Source organism: Erythrobacter sp. JB1-4 (assembly GCF_057365025.1).
Map to the genome: position 1 here is coordinate 2,739,305 of NZ_CP200292.1, position 22,718 is coordinate 2,762,022.

Annotated in this window: 25 protein-coding genes and 1 pseudogene; 8 read left to right on the forward strand and 18 right to left on the reverse strand. The window is 56.9% G+C overall.

Features of this window, described 5'->3' with window-relative positions; genetic code table 11:
* The first annotated feature begins 122 nt into the window (after window positions 1-122).
* Window positions 123-404 (forward strand): S24/S26 family peptidase, encoded by a 282-nt coding sequence (locus AC0V61_RS12705; RefSeq protein WP_486158083.1) that lies wholly within the window; start codon window positions 123-125, stop codon window positions 402-404.
* On the opposite strand, the gene AC0V61_RS12710 is transcribed toward AC0V61_RS12705, so the two are convergent.
* Together AC0V61_RS12710 and AC0V61_RS12715 are read right to left on the reverse strand one after the other, a co-directional pair.
* A complete protein-coding gene (locus AC0V61_RS12710) occupies window positions 401-1,894 on the reverse strand; it encodes a carotenoid oxygenase family protein (protein WP_486158085.1) in 1,494 nt (497 codons plus the stop codon). The genes AC0V61_RS12705 and AC0V61_RS12710 overlap by 4 nt on opposite strands.
* Window positions 1,895-1,948: 54 nt before the next feature.
* Window positions 1,949-3,115 (reverse strand): glutathionylspermidine synthase family protein, encoded by a 1,167-nt coding sequence (locus AC0V61_RS12715; protein ID WP_486158087.1) that lies wholly within the window; start codon window positions 3,113-3,115, stop codon window positions 1,949-1,951.
* A 154-nt stretch (window positions 3,116-3,269) separates the two neighbouring features.
* Here AC0V61_RS12715 and AC0V61_RS12720 point away from each other — a divergent pair, with 154 nt between their 5' ends.
* Both AC0V61_RS12720 and AC0V61_RS12725 read left to right on the forward strand, forming a co-directional pair.
* Entirely contained in the window at window positions 3,270-3,920 is a 651-nt protein-coding gene (locus tag AC0V61_RS12720; protein WP_486158089.1) for a DUF1190 domain-containing protein, read from the forward strand.
* Between the two features lie 89 nt (window positions 3,921-4,009).
* Window positions 4,010-4,828 carry a universal stress protein gene (locus AC0V61_RS12725; protein ID WP_486158091.1) on the forward strand — a complete coding sequence of 273 codons (819 nt, stop codon included), beginning with the start codon at window positions 4,010-4,012 and terminating at the stop codon, window positions 4,826-4,828.
* 19 nt (window positions 4,829-4,847) lie between these two features.
* On the opposite strand, the gene AC0V61_RS12730 is transcribed toward AC0V61_RS12725, so the two are convergent.
* The 8 genes and pseudogenes from AC0V61_RS12730 to hisG all read right to left on the reverse strand — a co-directional run bounded on the left by AC0V61_RS12730 (window position 4,848) and on the right by hisG (window position 13,624).
* Window positions 4,848-5,765: an acyl-CoA thioesterase gene (locus AC0V61_RS12730; protein WP_486158093.1), complete on the reverse strand. Its 918-nt coding sequence runs from the start codon at window positions 5,763-5,765 to the stop codon at window positions 4,848-4,850.
* A 33-nt stretch (window positions 5,766-5,798) separates the two neighbouring features.
* Entirely contained in the window at window positions 5,799-6,683 is an 885-nt protein-coding gene (locus tag AC0V61_RS12735; RefSeq protein WP_486158095.1) for a cupin-like domain-containing protein, read from the reverse strand.
* Between the two features lie 4 nt (window positions 6,684-6,687).
* A complete protein-coding gene (locus tag AC0V61_RS12740; RefSeq protein ID WP_486158096.1) occupies window positions 6,688-7,833 on the reverse strand; it encodes a GNAT family N-acetyltransferase in 1,146 nt (381 codons plus the stop codon).
* A gap of 160 nt (window positions 7,834-7,993) precedes the next feature.
* Window positions 7,994-10,118 (reverse strand): annotated as a pseudogene (locus AC0V61_RS12745) (sodium-translocating pyrophosphatase).
* A gap of 182 nt (window positions 10,119-10,300) precedes the next feature.
* On the reverse strand, window positions 10,301-11,131 hold the full coding sequence (thiL, locus tag AC0V61_RS12750) for a thiamine-phosphate kinase (protein ID WP_486158098.1): 831 nt from the start codon (window positions 11,129-11,131) through the stop codon (window positions 10,301-10,303).
* A gap of 23 nt (window positions 11,132-11,154) precedes the next feature.
* The gene (nusB, locus tag AC0V61_RS12755) at window positions 11,155-11,622 is read right to left on the reverse strand and encodes a transcription antitermination factor NusB (protein ID WP_486158100.1); all 468 of its coding nucleotides are present in this window, start codon (window positions 11,620-11,622) and stop codon (window positions 11,155-11,157) included.
* Complete coding sequence (gene hisD, locus AC0V61_RS12760) at window positions 11,619-12,911, reverse strand: histidinol dehydrogenase (protein WP_486158102.1); 1,293 nt, start codon at window positions 12,909-12,911, stop codon at window positions 11,619-11,621. The genes nusB and hisD overlap by 4 nt, the downstream gene beginning before the upstream one ends.
* Complete coding sequence (gene hisG / locus AC0V61_RS12765) at window positions 12,911-13,624, reverse strand: ATP phosphoribosyltransferase (RefSeq protein ID WP_486159548.1); 714 nt, start codon at window positions 13,622-13,624, stop codon at window positions 12,911-12,913. The genes hisD and hisG overlap by 1 nt, the downstream gene beginning before the upstream one ends.
* 99 nt (window positions 13,625-13,723) lie before the next feature.
* Between hisG and AC0V61_RS12770 the strand changes: the two genes are divergently transcribed.
* Window positions 13,724-14,824: a DUF2332 domain-containing protein gene (locus AC0V61_RS12770; protein WP_486158104.1), complete on the forward strand. Its 1,101-nt coding sequence runs from the start codon at window positions 13,724-13,726 to the stop codon at window positions 14,822-14,824.
* 195 nt (window positions 14,825-15,019) lie between these two features.
* On the opposite strand, the gene AC0V61_RS12775 is transcribed toward AC0V61_RS12770, so the two are convergent.
* From AC0V61_RS12775 to AC0V61_RS12795, 5 genes are all read right to left on the reverse strand, one after another.
* Window positions 15,020-15,412 (reverse strand): alpha/beta fold hydrolase, encoded by a 393-nt coding sequence (locus tag AC0V61_RS12775; protein WP_486158106.1) that lies wholly within the window; start codon window positions 15,410-15,412, stop codon window positions 15,020-15,022.
* Between the two features lie 26 nt (window positions 15,413-15,438).
* Window positions 15,439-15,942: an alpha/beta fold hydrolase gene (locus AC0V61_RS12780; RefSeq protein ID WP_486158108.1), complete on the reverse strand. Its 504-nt coding sequence runs from the start codon at window positions 15,940-15,942 to the stop codon at window positions 15,439-15,441.
* Complete coding sequence (locus AC0V61_RS12785) at window positions 15,939-16,757, reverse strand: SDR family NAD(P)-dependent oxidoreductase (RefSeq protein WP_486158110.1); 819 nt, start codon at window positions 16,755-16,757, stop codon at window positions 15,939-15,941. Before AC0V61_RS12785 ends, AC0V61_RS12780 begins: the two co-directional genes overlap by 4 nt.
* 297 nt (window positions 16,758-17,054) lie before the next feature.
* Window positions 17,055-17,504, reverse strand: coding sequence for an NUDIX hydrolase (locus AC0V61_RS12790; RefSeq protein ID WP_486158112.1), 450 nt, complete (start codon window positions 17,502-17,504; stop codon window positions 17,055-17,057).
* A 9-nt stretch (window positions 17,505-17,513) separates the two neighbouring features.
* A complete protein-coding gene (locus AC0V61_RS12795; RefSeq protein WP_486158114.1) occupies window positions 17,514-17,783 on the reverse strand; it encodes a BolA family protein in 270 nt (89 codons plus the stop codon).
* A 74-nt stretch (window positions 17,784-17,857) separates the two neighbouring features.
* On the opposite strand from AC0V61_RS12795, the gene AC0V61_RS12800 reads away from it, so the two are divergent.
* Window positions 17,858-18,451, forward strand: coding sequence for a J domain-containing protein (locus AC0V61_RS12800; RefSeq protein WP_486158116.1), 594 nt, complete (start codon window positions 17,858-17,860; stop codon window positions 18,449-18,451).
* Between the two features lie 7 nt (window positions 18,452-18,458).
* Here the strand turns inward: AC0V61_RS12800 and AC0V61_RS12805 are convergent, their stop codons facing one another.
* From AC0V61_RS12805 to AC0V61_RS12815, 3 genes are read right to left on the reverse strand one after another with little or no spacing between them, the layout of a single operon-like run.
* Entirely contained in the window at window positions 18,459-18,818 is a 360-nt protein-coding gene (locus tag AC0V61_RS12805; RefSeq protein ID WP_486158118.1) for a DUF1428 domain-containing protein, read from the reverse strand.
* A gap of 4 nt (window positions 18,819-18,822) precedes the next feature.
* Window positions 18,823-19,671 carry an oxygenase MpaB family protein gene (locus tag AC0V61_RS12810; protein ID WP_486159549.1) on the reverse strand — a complete coding sequence of 283 codons (849 nt, stop codon included), beginning with the start codon at window positions 19,669-19,671 and terminating at the stop codon, window positions 18,823-18,825.
* 43 nt (window positions 19,672-19,714) lie between these two features.
* Window positions 19,715-20,281: a TetR/AcrR family transcriptional regulator gene (locus AC0V61_RS12815; protein ID WP_486158120.1), complete on the reverse strand. Its 567-nt coding sequence runs from the start codon at window positions 20,279-20,281 to the stop codon at window positions 19,715-19,717.
* 92 nt (window positions 20,282-20,373) lie between these two features.
* On the opposite strand from AC0V61_RS12815, the gene AC0V61_RS12820 reads away from it, so the two are divergent.
* The 3 genes from AC0V61_RS12820 to cobS are packed head-to-tail and all read left to right on the forward strand — an operon-like array spanning window position 20,374 to window position 22,715.
* Entirely contained in the window at window positions 20,374-20,982 is a 609-nt protein-coding gene (locus AC0V61_RS12820; protein WP_486158122.1) for a glutathione S-transferase family protein, read from the forward strand.
* A gap of 21 nt (window positions 20,983-21,003) precedes the next feature.
* Complete coding sequence (locus tag AC0V61_RS12825; protein WP_486158124.1) at window positions 21,004-21,687, forward strand: cupin domain-containing protein; 684 nt, start codon at window positions 21,004-21,006, stop codon at window positions 21,685-21,687.
* A 47-nt stretch (window positions 21,688-21,734) separates the two neighbouring features.
* Window positions 21,735-22,715: a cobaltochelatase subunit CobS gene (gene cobS, locus AC0V61_RS12830; RefSeq protein ID WP_486158126.1), complete on the forward strand. Its 981-nt coding sequence runs from the start codon at window positions 21,735-21,737 to the stop codon at window positions 22,713-22,715.
* The last annotated feature ends 3 nt before the right edge of the window (window positions 22,716-22,718 follow it).

Consider the following 22,718-nt stretch of genomic DNA (forward strand, 5'->3'; position numbering starts at 1 on the left):
GAGGAAAGTTGCAATTCACTGTTTCATTTCGCGACGGCATCGCAAAATACAGATCACAATATTGTAAAAAAGCGACTCTCAGTATTGTCAGAATCATGACAGTTAGCTTACGACACTAACCCATGATCGGGTATAAGATCGCCATGGTGAGAGACAAAAGCATGGAGCCGCGGCTGCCAAAAGGCAGCGTGGTTCTCTTTAAGTCTAAGATACGCCCAAAACGGGGAGATACCGTTTTGGCGCTTCACCCTGATATTGGCAAAGTCGTCCAGAAAGTTACAGCTGTTGGCCGCAAGGGCGGTGTACACCTTAGCGCAGAGCGCAAGGGTGGCAGCGAGGCGCAGTCTGCCGGCCGTGTGGATCCTGAAGATGTGCTTGGCGTAATGGTGCGCCGACTGGCTTAAACAGCGGTTGCTTGGGCTCGAAGCTCAGCGTCTTTCTTCAACTGAGAATGCTCCACCCATGTGGCATGAACGCCGCTTGAGATTTTGTGCGGTAGCCGCGCGCGGGCAATCGGGCCCTTTGTCACGTCGCTTGCGTCAAGGATCGCGAGCTCAGACCCGCCAGTATTCTCATCGATCAGGAAGGTGACGAGGTATCCATCATCTTCTGAAGTAGCACCTTGCCTTGGCACCATCGGGCTCTCGCTCGCATAAACGCCCTCTGGCAGAGTGAAGACCTGTTCCTCGCCCGTTTGCGTGTCGTGGCGCACATAGCCGTTGAAAAGGAACCAGCCGGGCCGCGTTGTGGTGGACCAGATATAGCGGCTTTTTGTCATCAGATACTGCGGGTTGATCATCCCAAATTCGACGATCTTGTCGCACAGGCGCTCTTCTGTTGTCTCGCCCGTTTTGAGGTTAAAGCGCCAGCGGTGCAGGCGGCTTTGGAAGCTATGCTCATCAACATAGGCCATCATATGGCTGTATTCGCCCGCCTCCTCTAGGGGGTCGGGCATGGGCTTGTCTTGGTAATAGCCTTCAAGGACAACCTCATCGCCATCCTCATACGCATTGGTCCAGTGAAGAACGTAGGTGGGCGAGGCCTCAAACCAGCGGATATCCTCAGGGTTTCCATAACGCGGGATGAGCGCGAACCTTGTTGGTACTCCATCATGAATGCGCGCGGCGTGAATTTTGCGCTCCAGCAGGTTTTCATCCCAATACAATGGCATATCGTTCAGAATCGACCAGTTCTTGGTGATTGCCATATCATGCGGCAGGCGCGGACCGGGTAGGGGGATGGGCACATAATGCGCAAGTTTGCTTGAGCGGTCGACCACCCCATAATGCATGTAAGGTGCATATTTGGAGTAGTTGAAGAACATGAGCTCGCCGGTTTCTTCGTCCACTTTGGGGTGGGCGGAAACCCCATCAATCGGGCCCCATGATGCTTTGCCAAGGTTCTCCAACGTCACCGGGTCCATCTGCCAGGCTTCCCCGCACTGATAGAGAGTGGCCAGCGCGGTGCCCGCGTGTACGATAATATCGGTTGAGCCTGTGTCTTTAAGCCCCTCATGCGCACCAAAGCCGGGGCGTTTGGAGGTGCCATGAGGGTCCATCAATCCGCCCCATAGAGCGCCGCCTGCAATCTGTTCTTGGTCAAAACAATGCGTGCGGATGAAACGGTTGCGATAACTCGCTTTGCCCCCTGAAATGCTCACCTGATGCACCATGCCATCACCATCAAAGGGATGGTGGCGGCCAAGTGGTTGGTGCACCGGATTTTCGGTATTGCGCAGATAGATGCCGTCGATATCTGCCGGAATCTCGCCTTCGATCACTTCGAGTTCTTCAACGTCCACTTCCTCGTGGACCGGCGTCCAAGGCCCGCTCAAATAGGGGTGGTTGGACGGTTCAAGCGTGGTTCTTACCGGCGGCTCGCGCGTGATCTGCATAAGTCTCTCCCAGTCCGTGTTTTAGACAATGCGCAGCATTTGGGAAGAGTGCACTCACCCCATGATGATGTGCGGTAAAAACCGCGCCAAATCACGCGTAATTGGGCTGGCGTCTTCACGGATAGACATGCCCGCTGGGTCATCGCCCACAACCCAGCTGCCAATGACAGCGTGATGGTCGCCTGAGCGGGCGATGGGCGCGTAGCTTTGTACAATATGCCCTTCTGCACCGTATCCCTCGCGCGGGCCTTCATGTCGTTCGTTTCCGTCGAAAAGGGCAATGTCTGCGCCTTCACGGCTGAAGAACGGCTTTGTCACATGTGGGTGGCCTTCGAGCGCGCGGGCACTTTCGGTCTGCGCGAAAAATGCAGGCAAGAGGTTTCGATGTCCTTGATACCGTTCCCACAAGAGCGGCAGGATCGCCTTGTTGGATAATATAGCCTTCCAAAGCGGCTCGATGAAATTGCACGCAGACCCTGCCAACTGAGCAGCGCTTTCTTCTTGGATCATGTCTTCCCAGGGATAGAGCTTGAACAAAGCGCCAATCCGGTAACCTTCTGAGTCCATAAATTCGCCCTGATCATCGATCCCGATTTTTTCGATATCGACAAATCGCGTCTCAAGTCCTGCTTGTCCTGCCACATCTTCAAAGTAGGCGACGGTCGCGCGGTCCTCCACATGACTTTCGACTGCGGAAAAATGGCACAGGCTTCCAGGGGTGAGGATTTGTGCAAAACGCTCGACCAAGGCTTCGTGGAGGCGGTTGAATTGGTCAGTGCTCTCAGGAAGCTCGCCCAGCGCAATCATGTCCTCTAGCCATTTCCATTGGAAGAATGCCGTTTCATAAACGCTTGTCGGCGTATCGGCATTGAATTCCAACAGTTTGGCGGGCCCATCACCTGTATAGGCAAAGTCAAACCGGCCATAGAGCGAGGCATCCCCGCGCTTCCATGAATTGGCGATAGGGTCCCACATATCGCGCGGGATCGCGAGGCGCTCCATCACCTGCTGGTCAGCGCAAGCATCATCCACAAGCGCCAGGCACATGGCATACAATTCTGTCGTGGGATCTTCGATCTCGTCTTCGACTTCAGCCAAAGTGAACTGCCAACAGGCGCGTTCGTCCCAGTATAAATCGCCATCGACATGGTGAAAAACAAAACCGTTTTCCGCCGCTATCTCTTGCCAGTTTGGTCTCTCAGGGAGAACCTTGCGGAGCATCTTTAAAGCCTCTTCTTTGCCGATTTACCCAAAATCCACCTTACGATAACCTTTTTGGCTTAACCCGAAACACTCAGGCCCAAGTCTTACGGGGAAAATAGGGAAAATGGCTTTAAATCGTTCAAAGCGTTCGTCGTCAGTTAAGCTGACCACTATGGCTGCCTTGAGCTCGGGCGTTATGCTCAGCGCATGTGGCGGTGACCCGGCGCCCGCGGCCAAAGCTGCGGCGGACCCGCAAGACAAGCTCGACGTTGAAGTTGAGGTTTATGAAAACGTATTTGCCTGCGCCAAAGCGACCGGTCTTTCTCAAGAGGAATGCGAAAACATGCGTCAGGAAGCGGCACAAATTGCTGCTGCTGATGCGCCGCGTTTTGAGGCGAAGGAAGACTGCGAGGCGGTCTATGGCCCTGGCCAATGTGTGCAGGACACTCCGCCAGAAGAGGAACAGACCTCAGGTCGTCGTTCACACTATTCCGGCTTTATCGTAGCTTGGTTTTCGAGCAAAAAAGACGGTCGCACCGGCCCGCTTTATAAGAGCACCGCAGGCGGTTATCAGACAGCGAACGGTTCGCGTCTTGGTTATGGCGGGGCGCCGGGCAAGTATCTTGCTTCAGGCCGCGCGATGGAGCGCGCGAAAAGCGTTCCCAAAACCAAGCCCGCCTCGCAAATGGCGCGCCAAGCCGGCTTTGGGAAACCCGGTTATGGTAAGAAGGATGCTGACTTTGGCAAAACCCGTATGGCTGGCGGCGCTGGCGGGGGTCTTTTTGGTAAGACTAGCGCAGCATCTGGCAGCAAGGGCGGCTAACCCTCTTTTTGGATTGAGGGTTTGATTAATGTCAATGCAGGCCTGAATATCTGCACGCATACTTCTCTTGCAACCACGGGAGATGAGCGATGCAGAGCATTCTTTTGCATGTCGATGACGATCAAAGCTTTGAGGCGCGCAAACAGGTCGCGCTTGATCTGGCGCGGGCAGGCGGTGGCCACATCACTTGCCTTCAAGCGGTCAGCTACGAGGTGTTTGCGCCGGGCGACTTTTACGGCAACGCCATGGCGGCTGCGATGCCGCGCATTAAAAAGGCCGCTGATGCCTTGCGCGCTAAGGTTGAGGCTGACCTTGAGAACGAGGGCGCGAATTGGGAATGGCGCTTTTGTTATGGCATGGCAGAGACGCATCTGCTTGAACACTCTGCGCTCCACGACATCATAGTCATCGGCCCGCACGACATTGGCGAGGACGGTGCGCGGGGTCCATCCGCCATGGCTGGAGAGCTTGCCATCAAGGCGCCTGCCCCTGTTATGGTGGTGCCAAGAGATGTGAAAAGCTTCGATCCTAGCGCCCCTATAACAGTGGCTTGGAATGGCTCTGCAGAGGCTTGCATCGCGATGCGAAGAGCTTTGCCACTATTGGCGCAATCAAACCGGGTTTACCTTGCAAGTGTGGCGGAAACGGATGAGCGTGGGCGTTTTGTATTTCCGGTAAGTGAGGCGGCCACATATTTGGACCGCCACGGTATTTGCGCCGAAGTGATCGACATACCGCGCGGGGATACAAGCATTGCCGATGCTCTGTTACTTGCAGCAAAGATGCGCAACTGTGCTGGCATGGTGATGGGCGCTTATGGCCATTCGCGGCTTGCACAGATGTTGATGGGCGGTGTGACCCGATCCGTGCTAAGCGATCCCAAATTACCGTTTTTGATGGCGCATTAAGGGTCGGGAGCGTTGCGGGTCAGCCGCGTTTGATCCGCTTTCTAACCATGCCTTCCTGCGCCACACTGGCGACGAGGATGCCATCCCGACTGAAGATACGCCCACGGTTGAACCCGCGCCCTGCGCCGGACCATGGGCTATCAGTGGCATAGAGAAGCCAATCATCAGCGCGCGTATCCTGGTGGAACCACAAGGTGTGATCAAGGCTCGCCCCTACAAGCTCACCGCGCATCCATGATAGGCCATGGGGAAGGGCAGAGGTGCCGAGCAGCGTGAAGTCGCTGGCATAAGCGATCACGGCGCGGTGCAATGCAGGATCATCGGGAAGAGCACTCGCCGCTTTGAACCAGCTGTGAGCGCGCGGCTCTTTGGGCTCTGAGTTCATCCAGTGGAGCTTATCGGTGGTGCGCATTTCGATTGGGCGCGGGCGAAGGGCGATGGCACGTTGGTCCTCGGAGACCTTATCGCCCATCATATCGATCATCGCGCGGCGCACCTCCATATCGGGTTTGAGCGTCGCGGGATCATCCACGTCAGGCATCGGCGAGTCGAGATGTTCAAGCCCCTCTTCTGCCGTCTGGAAGGAGGCGGTGAGGTTGAGAATGGGCGTGGCTGTGCCGTCTTCATTCTCTTGGCTCGCGACAACGCGGCGATTGGAAAAGCTGCGCCCGTCAAAGTCGCGTTCAATGCGGTATTCGATGGGAACGCCTTCACGCCCGCCGCGAAGGAAATAGGCATGCAAAGAGTGCGCTGACTTGGCCACAGGAACGCTGGCTTGCGCCGCTTGCAAGGCCTGTGCGATGACTTGCCCGCCAAACACGCGGCCAACGCCGCCTTTTTGGGGTGAGCCCAGGTAAATGTCAGTGGCAACGCGCTCTACCGTAAGCAGTCTGACGAGGCCTGCGACAATACGCTCATAGTCTGGTGTGTCACTCATGGTTGATCCCATGCAGCGGGTGACTGTTATGCGTCAAGCAGGAGCAAGCCGGGCTTTGCGGATCATTCGGTAGGCGAGCGACTTAGCACGGTTGGTCTGAGGCCAGCGTCCCGGGGCTTTGGGTTTGAGGCCAAGCTTGCGTAGAACCCCATTGAATGCGCGCGCTTCGCTCTCATGATAGCTCCATGTGGAGCGCCATGTGATGGATAAAGAGATGCTTGGTGATGGCCCGTTGCGCACGAAATGCGGAGCCATGACCGGGACGTAGACGGCATCGCCCGGGCCAAGCGGAAACTCAGTCGCTGCGTCCATAAATTGCCCATCCCACTGAAGCTCGCGCGGGCCACCGGTATGGTAACTTTCATGCACACTGTCGGCGGCAAAGCGCGGGTTTCCAGCGGGAAATTGGGTCATCACTTTTGTTCCGCGCACTTGCAGCAAAATGTTGTGCTCCGGGTCAAAGTGGTATGGCGTGACGGCGTTTGGGCTTGAGATGAAAATGTAGCCTTGTGGGGTCAGCAATGCGCCGGTTTTGGTTTCTATCTCTTCGCGCACCTGATCCAGAAGATCGGTGAGAAGCGCTTGGTAGGCTGGAGCTTGCTCAATGTTTTTAAGCACCGCCCAGCTGTTTGATCTGGCGACTTCGCGGATTGTCTCGCCGATTGAGAGGCCTGTCGCCGCTGGCTTGCCATCAACACCTATCGGCAGATCGCCGCTATTGTATTCAACGCTTTGGTCCGGAAGGTCCTCAGCAAGTTCGCTGAGTGCATCAAGCCCAAGAAGAGGGTGGTGTCCTAGAAAATGCCGAAGGGTGTGCGGGTCTTCGGGATAGTGCGTGGCAAACTTTTCACGCGCCTTATCATCGAAAGTCTCATGACTATCGCTGGCTGGTCTGAGCGTGTGTATCGGAGCGTTCATCGCTTTAGCCCCGCTCGCGCGTCTCGTACGCCATAAGCGCGCGGGCTGTTAGGCGGCGCAAAGACCCGCCAATCGCGACATTATGGCTCACCAATGGGCGCTTCTCGCACCAAATACGTTCGATCATGGAATGGCCTTGAACTGCGCAGCTATCGGTCCATGCAATGCTAGGATTGTTCAGCATATCGAGGTTTTCAATCTGCAGCTGAAGTCCTGGCGAAAAGCGAGCATAGTCTTCATCAAATGCCGTCTTAAAGCTGAATGCTCCGGGCGCAGTGATGATATTGGCGAGCATGGCGATAGGCTTGCCATCCAAACGCAGCGCCAGCCGTTCAAGCTTGCCCGCTTGCGCACAGCCGTACATGGCGTCGGCAAAAAAGGCATATGTTGCCGGATTGCCTTTAAGGGCAGAGCCTTCCTCGCCTTTCCAGCCTGCTGCTTCAAGTTTCAGAAACTGTTCGATCCATGGCTCAATACACTCGGTTCCCCCAAGGCGTTCGAATGACAGTTCTCCAAGCTCAGAAAGCCGCTTCTTCTGGCGGCGAAGTTCTTTGCGTCTTTTGTTACTGAATGCCTGTGCCAAGTAGTCCTGAGGGCTAAGGTTTGAGGCAAGCATCGCCCGGGCTTTGCGCTCCACGATGGCGGAAGGGCGGCGCATAGAATGAAGGACGCGGATTAACGCCTGATTGAGTTCGCCGCGCTCAGGAAGGGCAGGAAGGTGAAGAAACAAAGAAGGCCCAGGCGTCCTATCGAGCTGCTCAAACAACGCCCGCCAAAAGGCAGTCTCATAACCTTTGGCGACAAGGGGTGCGCCGTTAAATGCGTGGTCATGCAACCAACTGCTAATGTGCGGCAGAGTGTGTCCGTAGTAATTGGTGGAGCGCATGAGAGGTAAGACACCAACGAGCGCATCGCCATTCCAAAGGGCAGCGATGGCGTAGTCTTCACCGATGGCAAATTGCTCAAGCGAGGGGCCTGCAAACCAATGTTCAAAAAAAGGGTTAGGCTCTGCAGCGCGGCCCGCAAGTTTTCGCCACGCCTCAAGGAAAGCAGGTGACATGGCCGATTGCACATTTAACAGAAGCAGCTCTCCCTGAGGGCTGCTGATCGGCTTTGAAATGCCGGGAAGGGTCTGGGTGCTGGCTTGCATCTTGTGACGGGAAATAGGGGATATCCGGCAAGGAGCGCTACTGGTTTGCCCAAACGACTTTTGGGTGGCTCAGAGCGGGACACTTACCCAATCAAAAGCAAAGAGCCCCGCCGCGGCGTCACCGGGCGGGGCTCTTCAATTGGCAAGTGGAAGGCGTTGTTTAGTGAGCGCCGCCAGCCAGAGCCGCGAGCAGAAGCAGCGCGACGATATTGGTGATCTTGATCATCGGGTTCACAGCAGGACCTGCGGTGTCCTTGTAAGGATCGCCCACAGTGTCGCCGGTCACAGCCGCTTTGTGAGCCTCAGAGCCCTTGCCGCCGTGATTGCCGTCTTCGATGTATTTCTTCGCATTGTCCCATGCGCCGCCACCAGCGGTCATAGAAAGCGCGACGAACAGACCGCCAACGATCACGCCTAGAAGCAGTGCACCAAGCGCTGCGAAGGCGTTGTCTTGGCCTGCAAGGAAGTAGATCACGAAGTAAGTTACAATCGGTGCCAGCACTGGAAGCAGTGAGGGCACGATCATTTCCTTGATCGCAGCCTTGGTCACAAGGTCCACGGTCCGGGCATAGTTTGGACGGCTGGTGCCTTCCATAATGCCCGGATCGTTTGCGAACTGATCACGCACATCGACAACCACGTCGCCAGCAGCTCGGCCCACAGCGGTCATGCCCATTGCACCAAACAGGTACGGAAGGAGCGCGCCGAGCAGAAGCCCGACGATGACATATGGGTTTTCAAGGCTGAAGTTGACGTTCGCGTCTGGGAAGAAAAGGCGAAGGTCAGCGGTGTAAGCGGCAAACAGCACGAGTGCTGCAAGACCTGCTGAACCGATGGCATAGCCTTTGGTCACAGCCTTTGTCGTGTTGCCCACAGCATCGAGAAGGTCGGTCTTTTCACGAACACTCGCATCAAGCTCAGCCATCTCAGCGATACCGCCAGCGTTGTCGGTCACAGGACCATACGCATCGAGCGCCACAACCATGCCAGCAAGAGCAAGCATCGCGGTTGCACCGAACGCCAAGCCGATGAGCCCTGCGAGCTGGTACGCACCGATGATCGCTGCGATGATGACGATTGTTGGCAGAGCGGTAGGACTCAAGCGAAATCGCCAGACCTTGGATCACGTTTGTGCCGTGGCCCGTCTCCGATGCCTTAGCAATAGAGCGCACCGGACGATAGTTTGTGCCAGTGTAATACTCAGTGATCCAGATGATGATCCCGGTCAGCGCCAAGCCGATAAGCGAGCAATAGAACAGGTCCATGCCATTGAATGCAACGCCGCCAGGGCCGGTGCCCAGTGCAGTGTTCATGTCAGCACCGCCTGTTCCCAGAGCGTGCTGAGTGACAACATAGATCAGCGGAATTGCGAGAACGGCTGTGACGATGAAGCCCTTGTACATCGCGCCCATGACATTGGTGCCATTGCCCAGACGGACAAAGTAGGTGCCGATGATCGAGGTCACGATACACGCGCCGCCGATCAGAAGTGGCAAAGCCATCATCGGCAGGAGCAGATCACCCAAGGTCTCTGCAAAAAGCAGAGCGGTCAAAACCATAGTTGCACCAACGGTCACAACATAAGTCTCGAACAAGTCAGCGGCCATACCCGCGCAGTCGCCCACGTTATCGCCCACGTTATCGGCGATGGTTGCAGGGTTACGGGGATCATCCTCAGGGATGCTAGCCTCAACCTTACCCACGAGGTCAGCGCCAACGTCTGCGGCTTTGGTAAAGATACCGCCACCAAGCCGCGCAAAGATCGAGATAAGCGACGCGCCAAATGCGAGGCAGACAATACCATCGATCACCGTGCGGTCATTGGGGGCGAGCCCCATCGGACCAACGAGCACGTAGAAGAAGACCGCAATCGCCAGAAGCGCAAGACCTGCCACCAGCATGCCGGTGATAGCGCCTGCACGAAACGCGATGGTGAGGCCTTGCTGAAGACCTTGCTCAGCCGCCGCAGCCGTGCGCACGTTGGAGCGAACCGAGATGTTCATCCCGATGTAGCCTGCAACGCCCGATAGCACCGCGCCAATGATAAAGCCGACCGCAGCTATGCCGCCGAGGAAAAGCCCAACCAGCACGGCAGCGACCACGCCGACTATGCCAATCGCTGTGTATTGACGGTTGAGATAGGCCTGAGCGCCTTCTTGAATAGCGCCAGCAATTTCCTGCATGCGCTCATTACCAGCGCTGGCACCCAGCACTTGGCGGCTGGTGACGATGCCGTACACGACGGCAAGCAAGCCCAGCCCAATTGAATAGAGTATTAAGTCCACGAAGATTCCCCTCTCCAAAGCGTGGAAAACATGCGCAATGAGTGGGAGCTGCTTGTGTTTTTTCTCATTCGCAGATCCCTTGCGCTGAGGGCCGCCAACTTATCGGCAGAATGCGCGGACACAAGGGCGAAAGCGCGCACGCGGTGGGAAACTTTGCGTTTTTGGCAACTGTGCATGCAGTTTTAGCGATGCTGGAAGCCCAGACCGTCAGAATTCACCATTGGATGCCCATCGATAACCAGCGGCGCAAATCCAAGCGGTTCGACGTTTCCAATTCTAGAGGCATCGACCGGAGGTGTTGATCCAGCGGGAAGGGTAAAAAGCAACTCATAATCATCACCCCAACGCAAGGAATCATCGCGCCTGTCACTTGCTGCAACAGGCACCTTTGCGCTGTCGAGGGCGATAGTAACTTTGCTTGCCTCAGCCATCCGGAAGGCGTCGAGCAAAAGGCCATCAGACACATCCATCATGGCTGTGACTAAAGGCGCAAGTGCGCGCCCTTCTGGAAGACGCGGGGTGGGGCGATTGAAGGCTTCGAGATGTTCAGCCACCCCCTCAAAACCGAGCATTGCCCGGCCCAAAGTGCCGGTGACGTAAATATCATCGCCGACCTGCGCCCCGCTGCGGGATGGGACGGGCGTATGGGTCGCTTTGCCGATCGCGGTGAGTGCGTACACAGCCTGGCCCGGCGCCTTGATTGTGTCACCGCCGAGCAATGACACGTCGAATTCACAAAGAGCCTCGGAAAGGCCGCTGAGAAACCGGTCGTCGTCTTTGCCAAGGCTATGGCCTAGCAAGACCCCAATGGGCTGTGCACCTTTAGCGGCCAAATCCGACAAATTGCTCGCCACCAGCTTCCAGGCGACGTCAGCCATATCGGCATCAGGCCTGAAATGGGTGCCCTTGGCCATTGCATCGTGATTCAGGATCAGCGTCTCGCTGCCAAACTCCAGCACCGCACAATCGTCTTCAAGCCCGCGCGCTCCGGTGTGGAGCGGGAGGGCTTGCAAAGCCGCTATGAAGTCGGCCTCGTTTATGACCGGACCTCTTTTGCAACCGCATCTAAAATGCCGTTTACAAATTTCGCCTCGCGGTCATCGAAAAAGGCTTTGGCAACTTCGACATATTCGTTGATCGCGGCCGCCGTTGGCACATCCGCGCGGGCCATCAGCTCGTAGGCACCGGCGCGCAAAATCTGCACCATGGTCTTGTCCAGGCGCGTCAACGTCCAGCCGTCGGAGAGTTTCGCCGTCAACACCGCGTCGATCTCATCACGGCGAGCATCCACCCCGCGCACGATGTCGTTGAAGAAATCAACCTCGACGGCGGCTAACTCCTCGCCCTCGTGCTCTTCGTCATCGATTGTCCCACCAAGGCGGTGACGGTGGAATTCGACGAGTAGCTCATCGACTTTCGTGCCCTCCATCTGGCGCTGATATAGCGCTTGGACGGCGGCAAGACGCGCAGTGGAGCGAGCCTGAGATTTGGGATTTGTGTTCATTTGAGGCGCAATTCTACCGATTTCGCGTGGGCGGGAAGCCCTTCAGCATGGGCAAGCGTTGCAGCTGCTGGGCCGATGGCGCCAAAGCTGTCTTCGTCCAATTGGATAAAGCTTGTACGCTTCATAAAGTCGAGCACTGACAGCCCGCTTGAAAAACGCGCACGCCTTCCGGTGGGGAGAACATGATTGGGCCCCGCAACATAGTCACCCACGGCCTCTGGCGTCATGCGGCCAAGGAAGATGCTGCCTGCATGGCGAACCTTGGCCATCATCGCTTCCGGATCCTCTAGGGCCAGCTCAAGGTGCTCAGCAGCCAACGCATTGATGAGGTCAGGTGCTTCGGTTTCGAGGTCATTCACAAGGATGATGACGCCGTGATCCTCCCAACTTTGCTTTGCCGTCTTTGCCGTATCCAGCATGCTGATTTGCACATCGACGCAATCTGCAACCATCGCCGCAAAGCCTGCATCATCGGTGATGAGGATCGATTGCGAGGTGGGGTCGTGCTCGGCCTGACTTAAGAGATCAGCCGCGATCCAGTCGGGATCGTTCTTACCATCGGCGACCACCAGAATTTCGCTAGGTCCTGCGACCATATCGATGCCGATTACACCGTAAAGCTGACGCTTTGCCTCTGCTACAAAAGCATTGCCAGGCCCTACGATTACATCAACAGGCTTGATCCGCTCTGTGCCATAAGCGAGCGCGCCAATCGCTTGAGCGCCGCCTACGCGCCAAATCTCATCGATCCCCGCAATATGAGCAGCTGCAAGAACCAGTGGGTTCGAATTGCCTTTGGGAGTGGGAGTGACGACCACAACACGCTCAACCCCGGCAACGCGGGCCGGGATTGCGTTCATGAGAAGCGATGACGGATATGCCGCGCGGCCACCGGGCACATAAAGCCCCGCTGCATCCACCGGCCGCCAAATCGCACCAAGCCGCGCACCGGTCGCATCCTTATAGTCGCGGTTCTCGGGCAATTGTGCCTCGTGATATGCACGGATACGGTCAGCTGCCAAATGCAGCGCGTCACGCTGTTCAGGCTCGATCTGGCCATAAGCCTCCTCACAGCGCTCCGCGGTGACCACCCAATCAGCATCATCGATCAGTGAATAGCCATCAAATCGCTGTGTATATTGGACAAGTGCGTTGTCTTTGCCGGTGCGAACGGTGCGAAGGATATCTTGAACCACACCTGCAACATCGCTGTCAGCATCGCGGCGCGCCTCCACAACGCGGGCAAAATCGCGGGCGAAATTGGGATCAGTTGTATCGAGCCTCAACATTACGCAGCGTCCTTTTGTGTGCGGGCTTCTGCATCCTTGCGAAAAGCATCCACAAGAGCTGCCACGCGCGGATCGGTCTTATACGCGGCGCGGTTAACGATGAGCCGGGCAGTGATGTCGATAATGGCCTGCGTTTCGACAAGGCCATTTTGTTTTAAAGTCGCCCCGGAAGACACAAGGTCAACGATTTGACGCGCCAATCCCAAGGACGGCGCAAGCTCCATGGCTCCGTTGAGCTTTACGCATTCCGCCTGAATCCCGCGCGCTTCAAAGTGCCTTGCGGTAAGCCCTGGATATTTTGTTGCGACCCGAATGTGGCTTGCGCCTGTGTCATCCTGCGTGTCGCCAGCAAGGCGCGCGACAGACAAGCGGCAGTGGCCGATGTCGAGGTCGACGGGTGCATAAAGATCGTCATAGTTGAACTCTTCGATCACATCAGAACCCACAATCCCGATTTGCGCTGCGCCATGCGCAACAAAAGTCGCCACATCAAAAGCGCGCACCCGGATTAGACGCATGTCCTCGCGTGAGGTATCAAAGGACAAAGACCGGTTCTTTGCATCATGAAATTCCTCCGCAGGAACAATTCCAGCGCGCTCCATCACCGGAAGCGCCTCGTCCAGGATACGACCCTTGGGCACTGCAAAGGTCAGTTGGCCGCTGGGTGTATAGGAATTGGGCACACAAGCATTGGCCACAGAAGAACTGGGCATCAAGGATCGATCACGTGTCATAAGCCTCGGGCCCTTAAAGTCTGGGCGGGCAAAGGGCAACAAGAAGAGCCATAACGCAAACGGAAGGCATTAGGAAAGATGAACGCAACAGGTTCACGCAGCACACCGATCATGGACATCGAAGAATTCGACGCCGCAATCGAGTGGCAGGCCGAGCATGCCCAGATCAATCACGCGCCGTGCACAGCTCGAATAGTGCGTGCCCTCACCAAGGTCATCAAAGGCGATACGGCTTGCGCAAGGCGTATGGCCTCGTGGCAGGGTCTGACGCTTAAAGATGCCATGCCGCTTCGGATTGCGGGAGGGCTGCACCATCTGCTTTTGTCAGGCCAGGATGATCGGCTTGCACCGGTTTATGCCGGGCAAATAACCGAGCAAGGGCAGGTTGATCGGCTCGTATGCGAACTGTTCGATCTGTATGACGATCTCCTTCTTCCCTGGTTTGACGGACCACCGCAAACCAATGAAGCCGGGCGCTCGGCGAGCATTATGGCAGGCCTTGTGTGGCTCGCTGGGCGTATTCCTCCTCGTTTTCAGCTGTTCGAGCTTGGCGCGAGTGCCGGGGTGAACACAATGCTGGATCGCTACCATTTCCAGCTGGGCGACACAGCCGTCGGCCCGATAAACTCACCGATGCAGATCGAACCCGAATGGCGAGGGGGCAAAGGATCACCCCCGGCACCGCCTGAAGGTTTTGCACTCCAGTCGGTTCACGCCTGCGATATCTCTCCCATTGACCTTACTGATGAAGCTTCGGCTTTGAAGCTCAAGTCGTATGTTTGGCCCGATGCGCCGGGACGCATGGCGCGGATCGATGCAGCGGTTCAATTGGCCAATGATGATCCGCCAAACCTTGTTGAAATGGACGCATTGCACTTTGTGGAAGAGCGCCTTGCCGCCCCGCAAGAGCCGGGTACGACAAAGGCGATGTTCCACTCCATCATGTGGCAGTATATGCCGCAAACCTCTCAAAATGCGATCACCGAAAGGTTTAAAGCAGCAGGAGCCAAGGCAACGCCTGAGACCCCGCTTGCTTGGGTGGCGCTGGAAACCGATCCTCAAACCTTCCGCCATGAGCTGAAGGTTCGATATTGGAACGGGTGCGCGGATGATGGCAAGTCTTGGACGCTTGCCTTTGCTCATCCGCATGGCGCCTGGGTGGAATGGCTAGGAAGCTAGCCAATCCCTGATTTAGCTACAGCTGGTGCAACCACAATCGCAGCAACCGCTGCCTGATTTGCAATCGGTGCAGCCGCAGTCGCAATTGGCCGGGGTGTAATCGGTTGGGATATGATATACCATCTTAAAACTCCTTATCTTTTAATGACTTACGTGAATTTCACGCGTTTGTCAATCCAAGGAGCACACCGCACATCAGCCCAAGAACTTCTCCCCTAGGAACTTGTCCATCGCATCAATCACTTTATGAGGCGCTTCCCATGGCACGAAATGTCCGCAATCTTGCACCGGCTCTATCGTCAGCGGATCAATGATCGCATCCAGGCCCTCGATGTTCTCGGCAGGAAGCGCCAAGTCATCCAATGCCCAGATAACAAGGGTGGGGATGGTCAGTTTGGGAATGTCGGGGCCGCTATAGCCTGCAGGAAGCTCAAACGGCTCATCCATGGTTGGCACCACCATGGGACTGGCGCGGTAGTAATTGAGCATCCCAAAGGCTGCGTCCCGGTCCTCCCAGTCTTTTAGCAAGATATCGCGTTCTTCGCGCGGCATGGCGCCCGGCTTATCCCACTTCACCTCTTGCAGCATGATCCCGGTCAGACCGCGCTCTTGGATCAGGGGGTCGTTGGCAGGATTGCGGAAACCACGAATATATTGCGAGCTCTCGCGCTGGCCGGGGTGGGTATACAGCAGCTTTTGAAAAATCGCAGGGTGGGGCGCATTGGCGATAATCGCGCGGGTGACCCGGCTATGCTGACCGCCCAGAGCCACCCCCAGGCAATCGCGCCGCCCCAATCGTGACCCACGATGGTGAATGTCTCAATCCCCAGCGCATCGGCAAGCTGGAACACATCGCCGATCAGCTTGTCAGGCGTATAGGCCTCAACTTGCCTAGGCTTGGAGGACCCGCGATAGCCGCGTTGATCAGGCGCGATACACCTGTACCCTTTGGCCGAAAAATGCGCGATCTGGTGTCGCCATGTGCGGTGGTTTTCCGGAAAGCCATGCAGGAAAATCAGCGGGTCGCCGTGGTGCGAACCGTCTTGGGGGCCTTCATCCACCACATCAAGCTCAATCCCATTGGCAAGGCGCACACGCTTTTGCTCAAGAACGATCACGAGGCCTGCTCCTCCATGCGTTCCATATATCCAGCCGCCACCATGGCAGCCACCTGATCAAACAAAGCATCCGGCGTGCGGCGCATCTCGCCCATTTGTTCTTCCATGCCCCGTGCAACGATAATCTCGCGCTCTCCCTTGGCGATCCCGTCGAGCATCGTTTTTGCAGCATCGGGGGCAGGGATGCCTTCATCGATCGCTTTGTCAGAAACGCCGCGCTTTGATCCGTCCGCCGTCATCGCATTGCGCGAAACATTGGTGGCGACAGAGCCGGGGTAAATCACGTGGACACCGACCCCTGTTTGCGAAAGCTCGGCGCGAAGCGCATCGGCATAGCCTGCAAGACCGAATTTCACCGCGCAATAAGCGGTGCGCATAGGCACGCCGACTTTGCCTGCGATGGAGGAGATGAAACCAAGCCCGCCAGAGCCGCGCTCAACCATATGGCCGATAAGACCTTGGGAGAATGCGATTTGCGAAGTGAGGTCAATGTCAATCACATCGCGGTACACCTGCATATCGGTTTTGAGCGCTCTTGAACGCTGCGACACGCCGGCATTGGCCACCGCCAGATCAACCCCGCCTTTCCAGCCAATCGCTCGCTCAGTGGCCTCAGCCAAAGCGGCGTCATCGCGCACATCGAAGGGCACGATGAGCGTCTCACAACAGTCGGCTGCAACCTCGGCAAGCCGCGCTTCATCGCGGCCTGAAAGGATCACATGCGCGCCCCTGTTCGCCAAATCGCGGCACAGCCCCGCGCCAATTCCCGAAGATGCGCCGGTGATCCAGGCGACTTTTCCAGTGTAATCGATCATGTTCTCTCCCTTTTTCTTTTGGCCAGATTGCTGGCAATCTTGGGGTGAGGGGGCAAGCAAATAAATTTCGCCTCACCACGATTTGCCAGTGAAAGGGCTTGAACGGTGGGCGGTAACAAAGTGACACATGTGTCACCTTTTTCCTACAGAGTATTCGACTAACACTATGATATACATGAAAAATGTGTGTTGGAATAAGGTGACACCTCAACAAAGGCAGTTTCGCATCAGAGCTGCTCTGCCAAAGCGGCGCAGCCACCGCTAACGGGCCACATGCATGTAGGAAAGTGCGCGCGCTTAGCCCGCGCCCGAGATAATCTCAGCAAGGTTTTCGGGAAATATTGCCTCATGCCAGCTCGCAAGCTGCGCCAGCTCAAACCAGCGGTGCTGTGTCATCACACGGCGTTCAAGCTGCGTGTGGCCTGAGGTGCTGATTGCATCTGTTGCCACTCGCACAAGGTAATACCGCTCATCGGCTTGGATGGGTTCGCCTTCAACGGTGACAAACTCGGGCGTGGTCCGCGCGATTTGCTCTCCGGGCTCGGCGTGAATGCCGGTTTCTTCAAATAGCTCGCGCCGCGCGGCTTCTTCAAAGCTTTCACCCGCCTCGCATTCCCCGCCAGCTGTCACCCAAAAGGGCGGGCGGTCGGCCACATCGAAACGAAACAAAAGCACGCGGTCCTTCGGGTCGAGCACGATGATGCGGGCCGCGCGGCGGATGCGTTTGGAGTTGCCAAATTCGTTCATTGAACGCGCCTAGGCGGGCACGCTCGCCTTAATCGCCACCGCATGCACCCGCTGACCCACAATATCGCCAAGCGCTGCGATGACTGCGCGTTGACGCGCAAGGCGGGTCATGCTCGCAAATTCAGCCGCCTCGATCACCACGGTAAAGTGGGATTCGCCTGAGCCATCATCGCCCGAATGCCCTGCGTGAGCGCCGCTATCATTGATGATCTCAAGGTGTGTTGGAGCAAAGGCTTTGGTCAAAAGCTCCTGCATTTCTTGTGCAACAGTGCCGCTCATTTTTGCTCATCCCCTAGTTCTCGTGATTTCACGCCTTGGAATTTGGCCCCTCAATCGCCATTCTCAAGCACTTTATGGCCAATTCACGATTTCATGGACGCTTTGAGGGTGAGGGGAAGGTGTGCGAGCACCCGACTTGCCAAGAGCCCGGTGAGTTTCGCGCCCCCGGCTTTCGGCCAAGTGGCTTTGATGGGCCGGGCGAATATCGCTGGTTTTGCCTTGAACACGTGCGCGAATTTAACGATGGCTATGACTGGTTTGAGGGCATGAGCGCAGAGGAAATTCTCGATGCGCAAAGCCCGGTGAACGGGTGGCGGCGCGAAAGCCCTGCGTTCTCCCCACGGGCAGGCGTCGATGGCATGCCGAGGTGGAACGATTTTGACGATCCGCTGGACGCGATTTCGGCGCGGGCAAACGGGATCAAAAGCCGCGCGCAAAGGCAGGCGGCAATGCAGATGAGCGGCCAGTGGAGCAAGCCGGAGGCCGAGGCGCTGGAGACCATGGGGCTTGGCTCAAACACCGATAAGGCCAAGCTGAGGCGGCGCTATTCAGAGCTTGTGCGGCGCTATCACCCCGACCGCAATGGCGGAGACCGCAGCTATGAGACGCGTTTGAATAAGGTGGTGGAGGCCTATCAATTGCTGCGCAAGGCCGCAGCGCTCAGCTGAGCTTAAACTACTGGGCTTTCGCGTGATAAATCTGGTCAAAGCTGCCAAGGATCATGCGCTTGCCATCGATCATATCGGGCATTTCCATGGTCTTGAAACGCTCATCTTCCATCATCTTTGCATGCGCTGCATCGCAAGACTGTTTGCTTTCCCAAATGGCCCATGAAAGCACGACCTTCTCGCCTGCTTCAGCAGCAATTGCCTTGCGAAAATCGGTTTTTTCGCCGTCGGGCACATCGTTCTCCCAATTTTCGCAGATTTCCAGTGCGCCAAACTCCATGAAAAGCGCGCCCATTGTGTTCGCGACCTCGATATAATCCTCGCGCCGATCCTCTTTTACGCCGAGCACAAATCCTTGCACATACATATCATCATCCCCTCTCGTTCTGTTTGAAAGCCCATCGCAACGTCTTGCCCATGCCCCAAGTCGCAGCTCTTGCAGGCAGTGCGGTGAGCACGGGCCTTTGCAGTTTGAGCATGTCGCGCGCGAAATGCGGGAGCATGGCAACAGCCTCTGCTCCGATCATCGTTTGCACCGCAATGGGCGTGCCCTTGGGCCGCTGGCTCAGGACCAATTGCGCGACCTCACGCGCTTCGGGTGATGCTTTCAAGTCGCCGCGCATTTCGCGGAAAATGGCGTCCGCCTCGCGCCGGGTTTCAGGTACGGGATCCGCGCCAAGCGCACGCGCAATGACCGCGATTTGGGCGTAATATTCATCCTGTTCACGCCCGGGCATATTGGGGCGCACATGGCGAAGGTATCCGGCAAGAAAGCTTTGCGCCTCGGTCACATGGACCCATGCCAGCGTGCGCGGATTGATCGCCTCATATGCGCTGCCATCGGGCAAAGTCCCGCCGACACGCGCGTGAATGCGGTTCACCCGGTCAATCGCCTTCATCGCCTCATCGCGGTGGCCAAAAGTGGTGACCGCGATAAAGCGCGCTGTGCGCTGAAGCCGCCCGTGCATATCTTCGCGAAAATTGGAATGGTCGAGCACCCCTTGCAAAGCATGCGGGTGGAGCATTTGCAGCATCAAAGCGCGCACCCCGCCGGTCATCATCCCTACAAGGTCTGCGTGGACGAGACGGATCGGCGTGTCCTTTTCAAACAGAGCCTCATCCGAAGGGGGAACGGGCTTTTGCTTGGCCGCTTGATCGTTGAAAGTCGCGCGCACCTGCTCAACGAGTTTGAGCCTTAGGGTTTCAACCGGAGAGGTGATGGGTGCTGGCACCGGCGCATTATGCGCGCATTGCGTGCAAAAGTCAGCCGGAAATGCGTGCATTGAGCGCAGCGGTGCCCGCGTCAAACGCCTCCACACTGCCGGCCGCCTTGGCGAGCAGCTGCGCGCCCTGAAGAAGGGCAAGGGTCGCGGCGGCCTCTTGCGCAGGCTCGCTCATGCCTTTGATGGAGGCATCGCTTTGCGCCTGCGTGTAAATTTCTTCGAACCAATTGCGGGTGGCATCATTGGTGCTTTTGAGCGCTTGGCGGGTGGCCTCATCCAAAAGCGCCGTGTCGGTTGCAAGCGCTGCGCAAAGGCAGGCAGACGTGCCGTCTTGCAAAGCATTACGGTAAAGCGTGACCGCCGCGCGCATCGCGTCTCCTGGGGTAGTAGCGGTGGCCTGAATGCTGTCCAAAGCGTGTGCCAGGTCAACCGCATACCGCTCCACCAAAGCCAGCCCAAGGTCCGCTTTTGCGGGGAAGTGGTGATGGATGCTCGCCTTTTTGATCCCGGCATCGCGGGCCAAATCGGCATAGCTAAACCCTGCAAATCCGCGGGTGCGGATCGCCTGTTCGCCCAGATCGAGCAAGATATCACGTGTCGTTCGCATGCCTACCATCTAGTAGGTTGACAATCGGAATTCAAGCTTCGATATGACTGCCTACCTACTGATAGGTTGATTCTCAAGAAAAGAGGCAAGTAATGCGGATTTATGATGTTGAAGGTTTCCCCAATCCGGCGCGTGTGCGCATGGCTTTGGCGGAAAAAGGCGCTAGTGAGCAGGTCGAATTCATCCGTGTTGATGTGATGGGCGGCGAACACCGTTCGGACGCTTTCACCGCCAAAAACCCGGACGCCACCGTCCCTTGCGCGCAGCTGGAGTGCGGCACCACCATCGGGCGCTGCACCGCGATCATCGAATATATCGACGGCGCGTTCGAGGGCCCTTCATTGATCGGTGACACCCCCAAACAGCGCGCCATCACTCAGATGATGAACCTTCGCGCAGAAGAGGGGCTTGTCGATGCGGTGGGCGCGTATTTCCACCATGCGACAGAGGGCCTTGGCCCAGAGCTTGAGACCAATCAGCTCCCCGAGCTTGGCAAGCGCGGCTATGATAAGGCGCAAAAGACAATGCGTTATCTCGACACGGTCCTTGCCGATCAGCCATATTTGGCAGGCGAAATCTATACCATGGCCGACATCACCGCTTTTGCAGGGCTTGCTTTTGCCGATTTTGCCAAGGTGGAAATTCCGGCAGAGCTGACTAACCTCATCGCATGGCGCAAGCGCGTCGCGGCCCGGTATTAAGGCGCTACTAGGAGAAAACCGATGGAGATCAACGCTGACTTTTCAGAGCGCGCCACCGTTCAAACGAGCGCGCTTGACTGGGTGCCATCCCCTATGGCTGGCGTTGACCGCCGTATGCTGGACCGGATCGGCGCGGAGGTGGCGCGCGCCACCTCCATCGTGCGCTATGCGCCGCAAAGTGCCTTTCCCGAACACACCCATTCAGGCGGCGAGGAATTCATCGTCCTCGAAGGCGTCTTCCAAGACGAGCACGGCGATTATCCGGCGGGCACGTATGTGCGCAATCCGGTGGGCACGCACCACGTTCCCGGCTCTGCGCCCGGCTGCACCATTTTTGTGAAACTCTGGCAATTTGATCCTGACGATCAAGAGCAGCTGTCGGTCGATATGAACACCGCCGCGCTGACCGCTGATCCAAGCAATCCCGCAGTTCGCCGCCACGTGCTCGCCGCGCGCGATTATGAGCACGTGTCGCTTGAGGTTTGGGAGGCACAGACAAGCCTACCACTTATTCACAATGGCGGGGTCGAAGTGCTTGTTTTGGATGGCGCACTCACTCTTGATGGCGTTACATATGGCGCGCAGGATTGGCTGCGTATCCCGGCGGATGAAGTGGCCACTGTGACCGCTGGCGATATGGGCGCACGCTTGTGGATCAAACGCGGTCATTTGGGGGAAATCCGCGTTCCTGATCAAGTTGCCTAAAGCAACTCTTGCAGGGGCGGGCCGAGCCCACTAACGAGCGTATTGAAATGAATACGCACACCTCAGATGAATTCGCAGGCGCTGCTGCGCTCCCCACCGAACCCGATACCACCGTCTATGTCCGTGAGACTTTCGGCGTTGATGTTGATTGGCAGGTTCCCGCTTTCAGCACGCCATCAGAGCATGTGCCTGAGCTTGACCCATCTTACGTGTTCGATCCCGACACAACGCTCGCGATCCTAGCAGGCTTTGCCCACAATCGCCGGGTGATGGTTCAAGGCTATCACGGCACGGGTAAATCCACCCACATCGAACAGGTAGCCGCGCGCCTTAACTGGCCCAGCATCCGGGTGAACCTTGACGCGCATATCAGCCGGATCGACCTTGTTGGCCGCGATGCAATTGTTCTGAAAGACGGTCTCCAAGTAACGGAATTCAAAGAGGGTATCCTCCCATGGGCTCTTCAGCACCCGGTTGCGCTCACCTTTGATGAATATGACGCAGGGCGCCCTGACGTGATGTTCGTGATCCAGCGTATTCTGGAATTCGATGGCCGCCTGACGCTGCTTGACCAAAACCGCGTGATCACACCCAATCCGCACTTCCGCCTGTTTGCAACGACCAACACGGTCGGCCTTGGCGACACCAGCGGGCTGTATCACGGTACGCAGGCAATCAACCAAGCGCAGATGGACCGCTGGAACGTGGTGTGTGCGCTGAACTATCTGCCCGCTGAAACCGAAGAGCAGATTGTCGCTTCGAAAACGGACGAAACCGATGCAGCGGTCATCGCTGACATGGTCAAAGTCGCAGACCTCACGCGCCAAGGCTTTATGAACGGCGATATCTCCACCGTGATGAGCCCGCGCACGGTCATCACCTGGGCGCAAAACGCAAGCATCTTCAATTCGGTCGGCTTTGCCTTCCGCCTGTCATTCCTCAACAAATGCGACGAGGCAGAACGCACTTTGGTGAGCGAATATTACCAGCGCGTGTTTGGTGAGGATTTGCCTGAGAGCGCTGCATAAGGG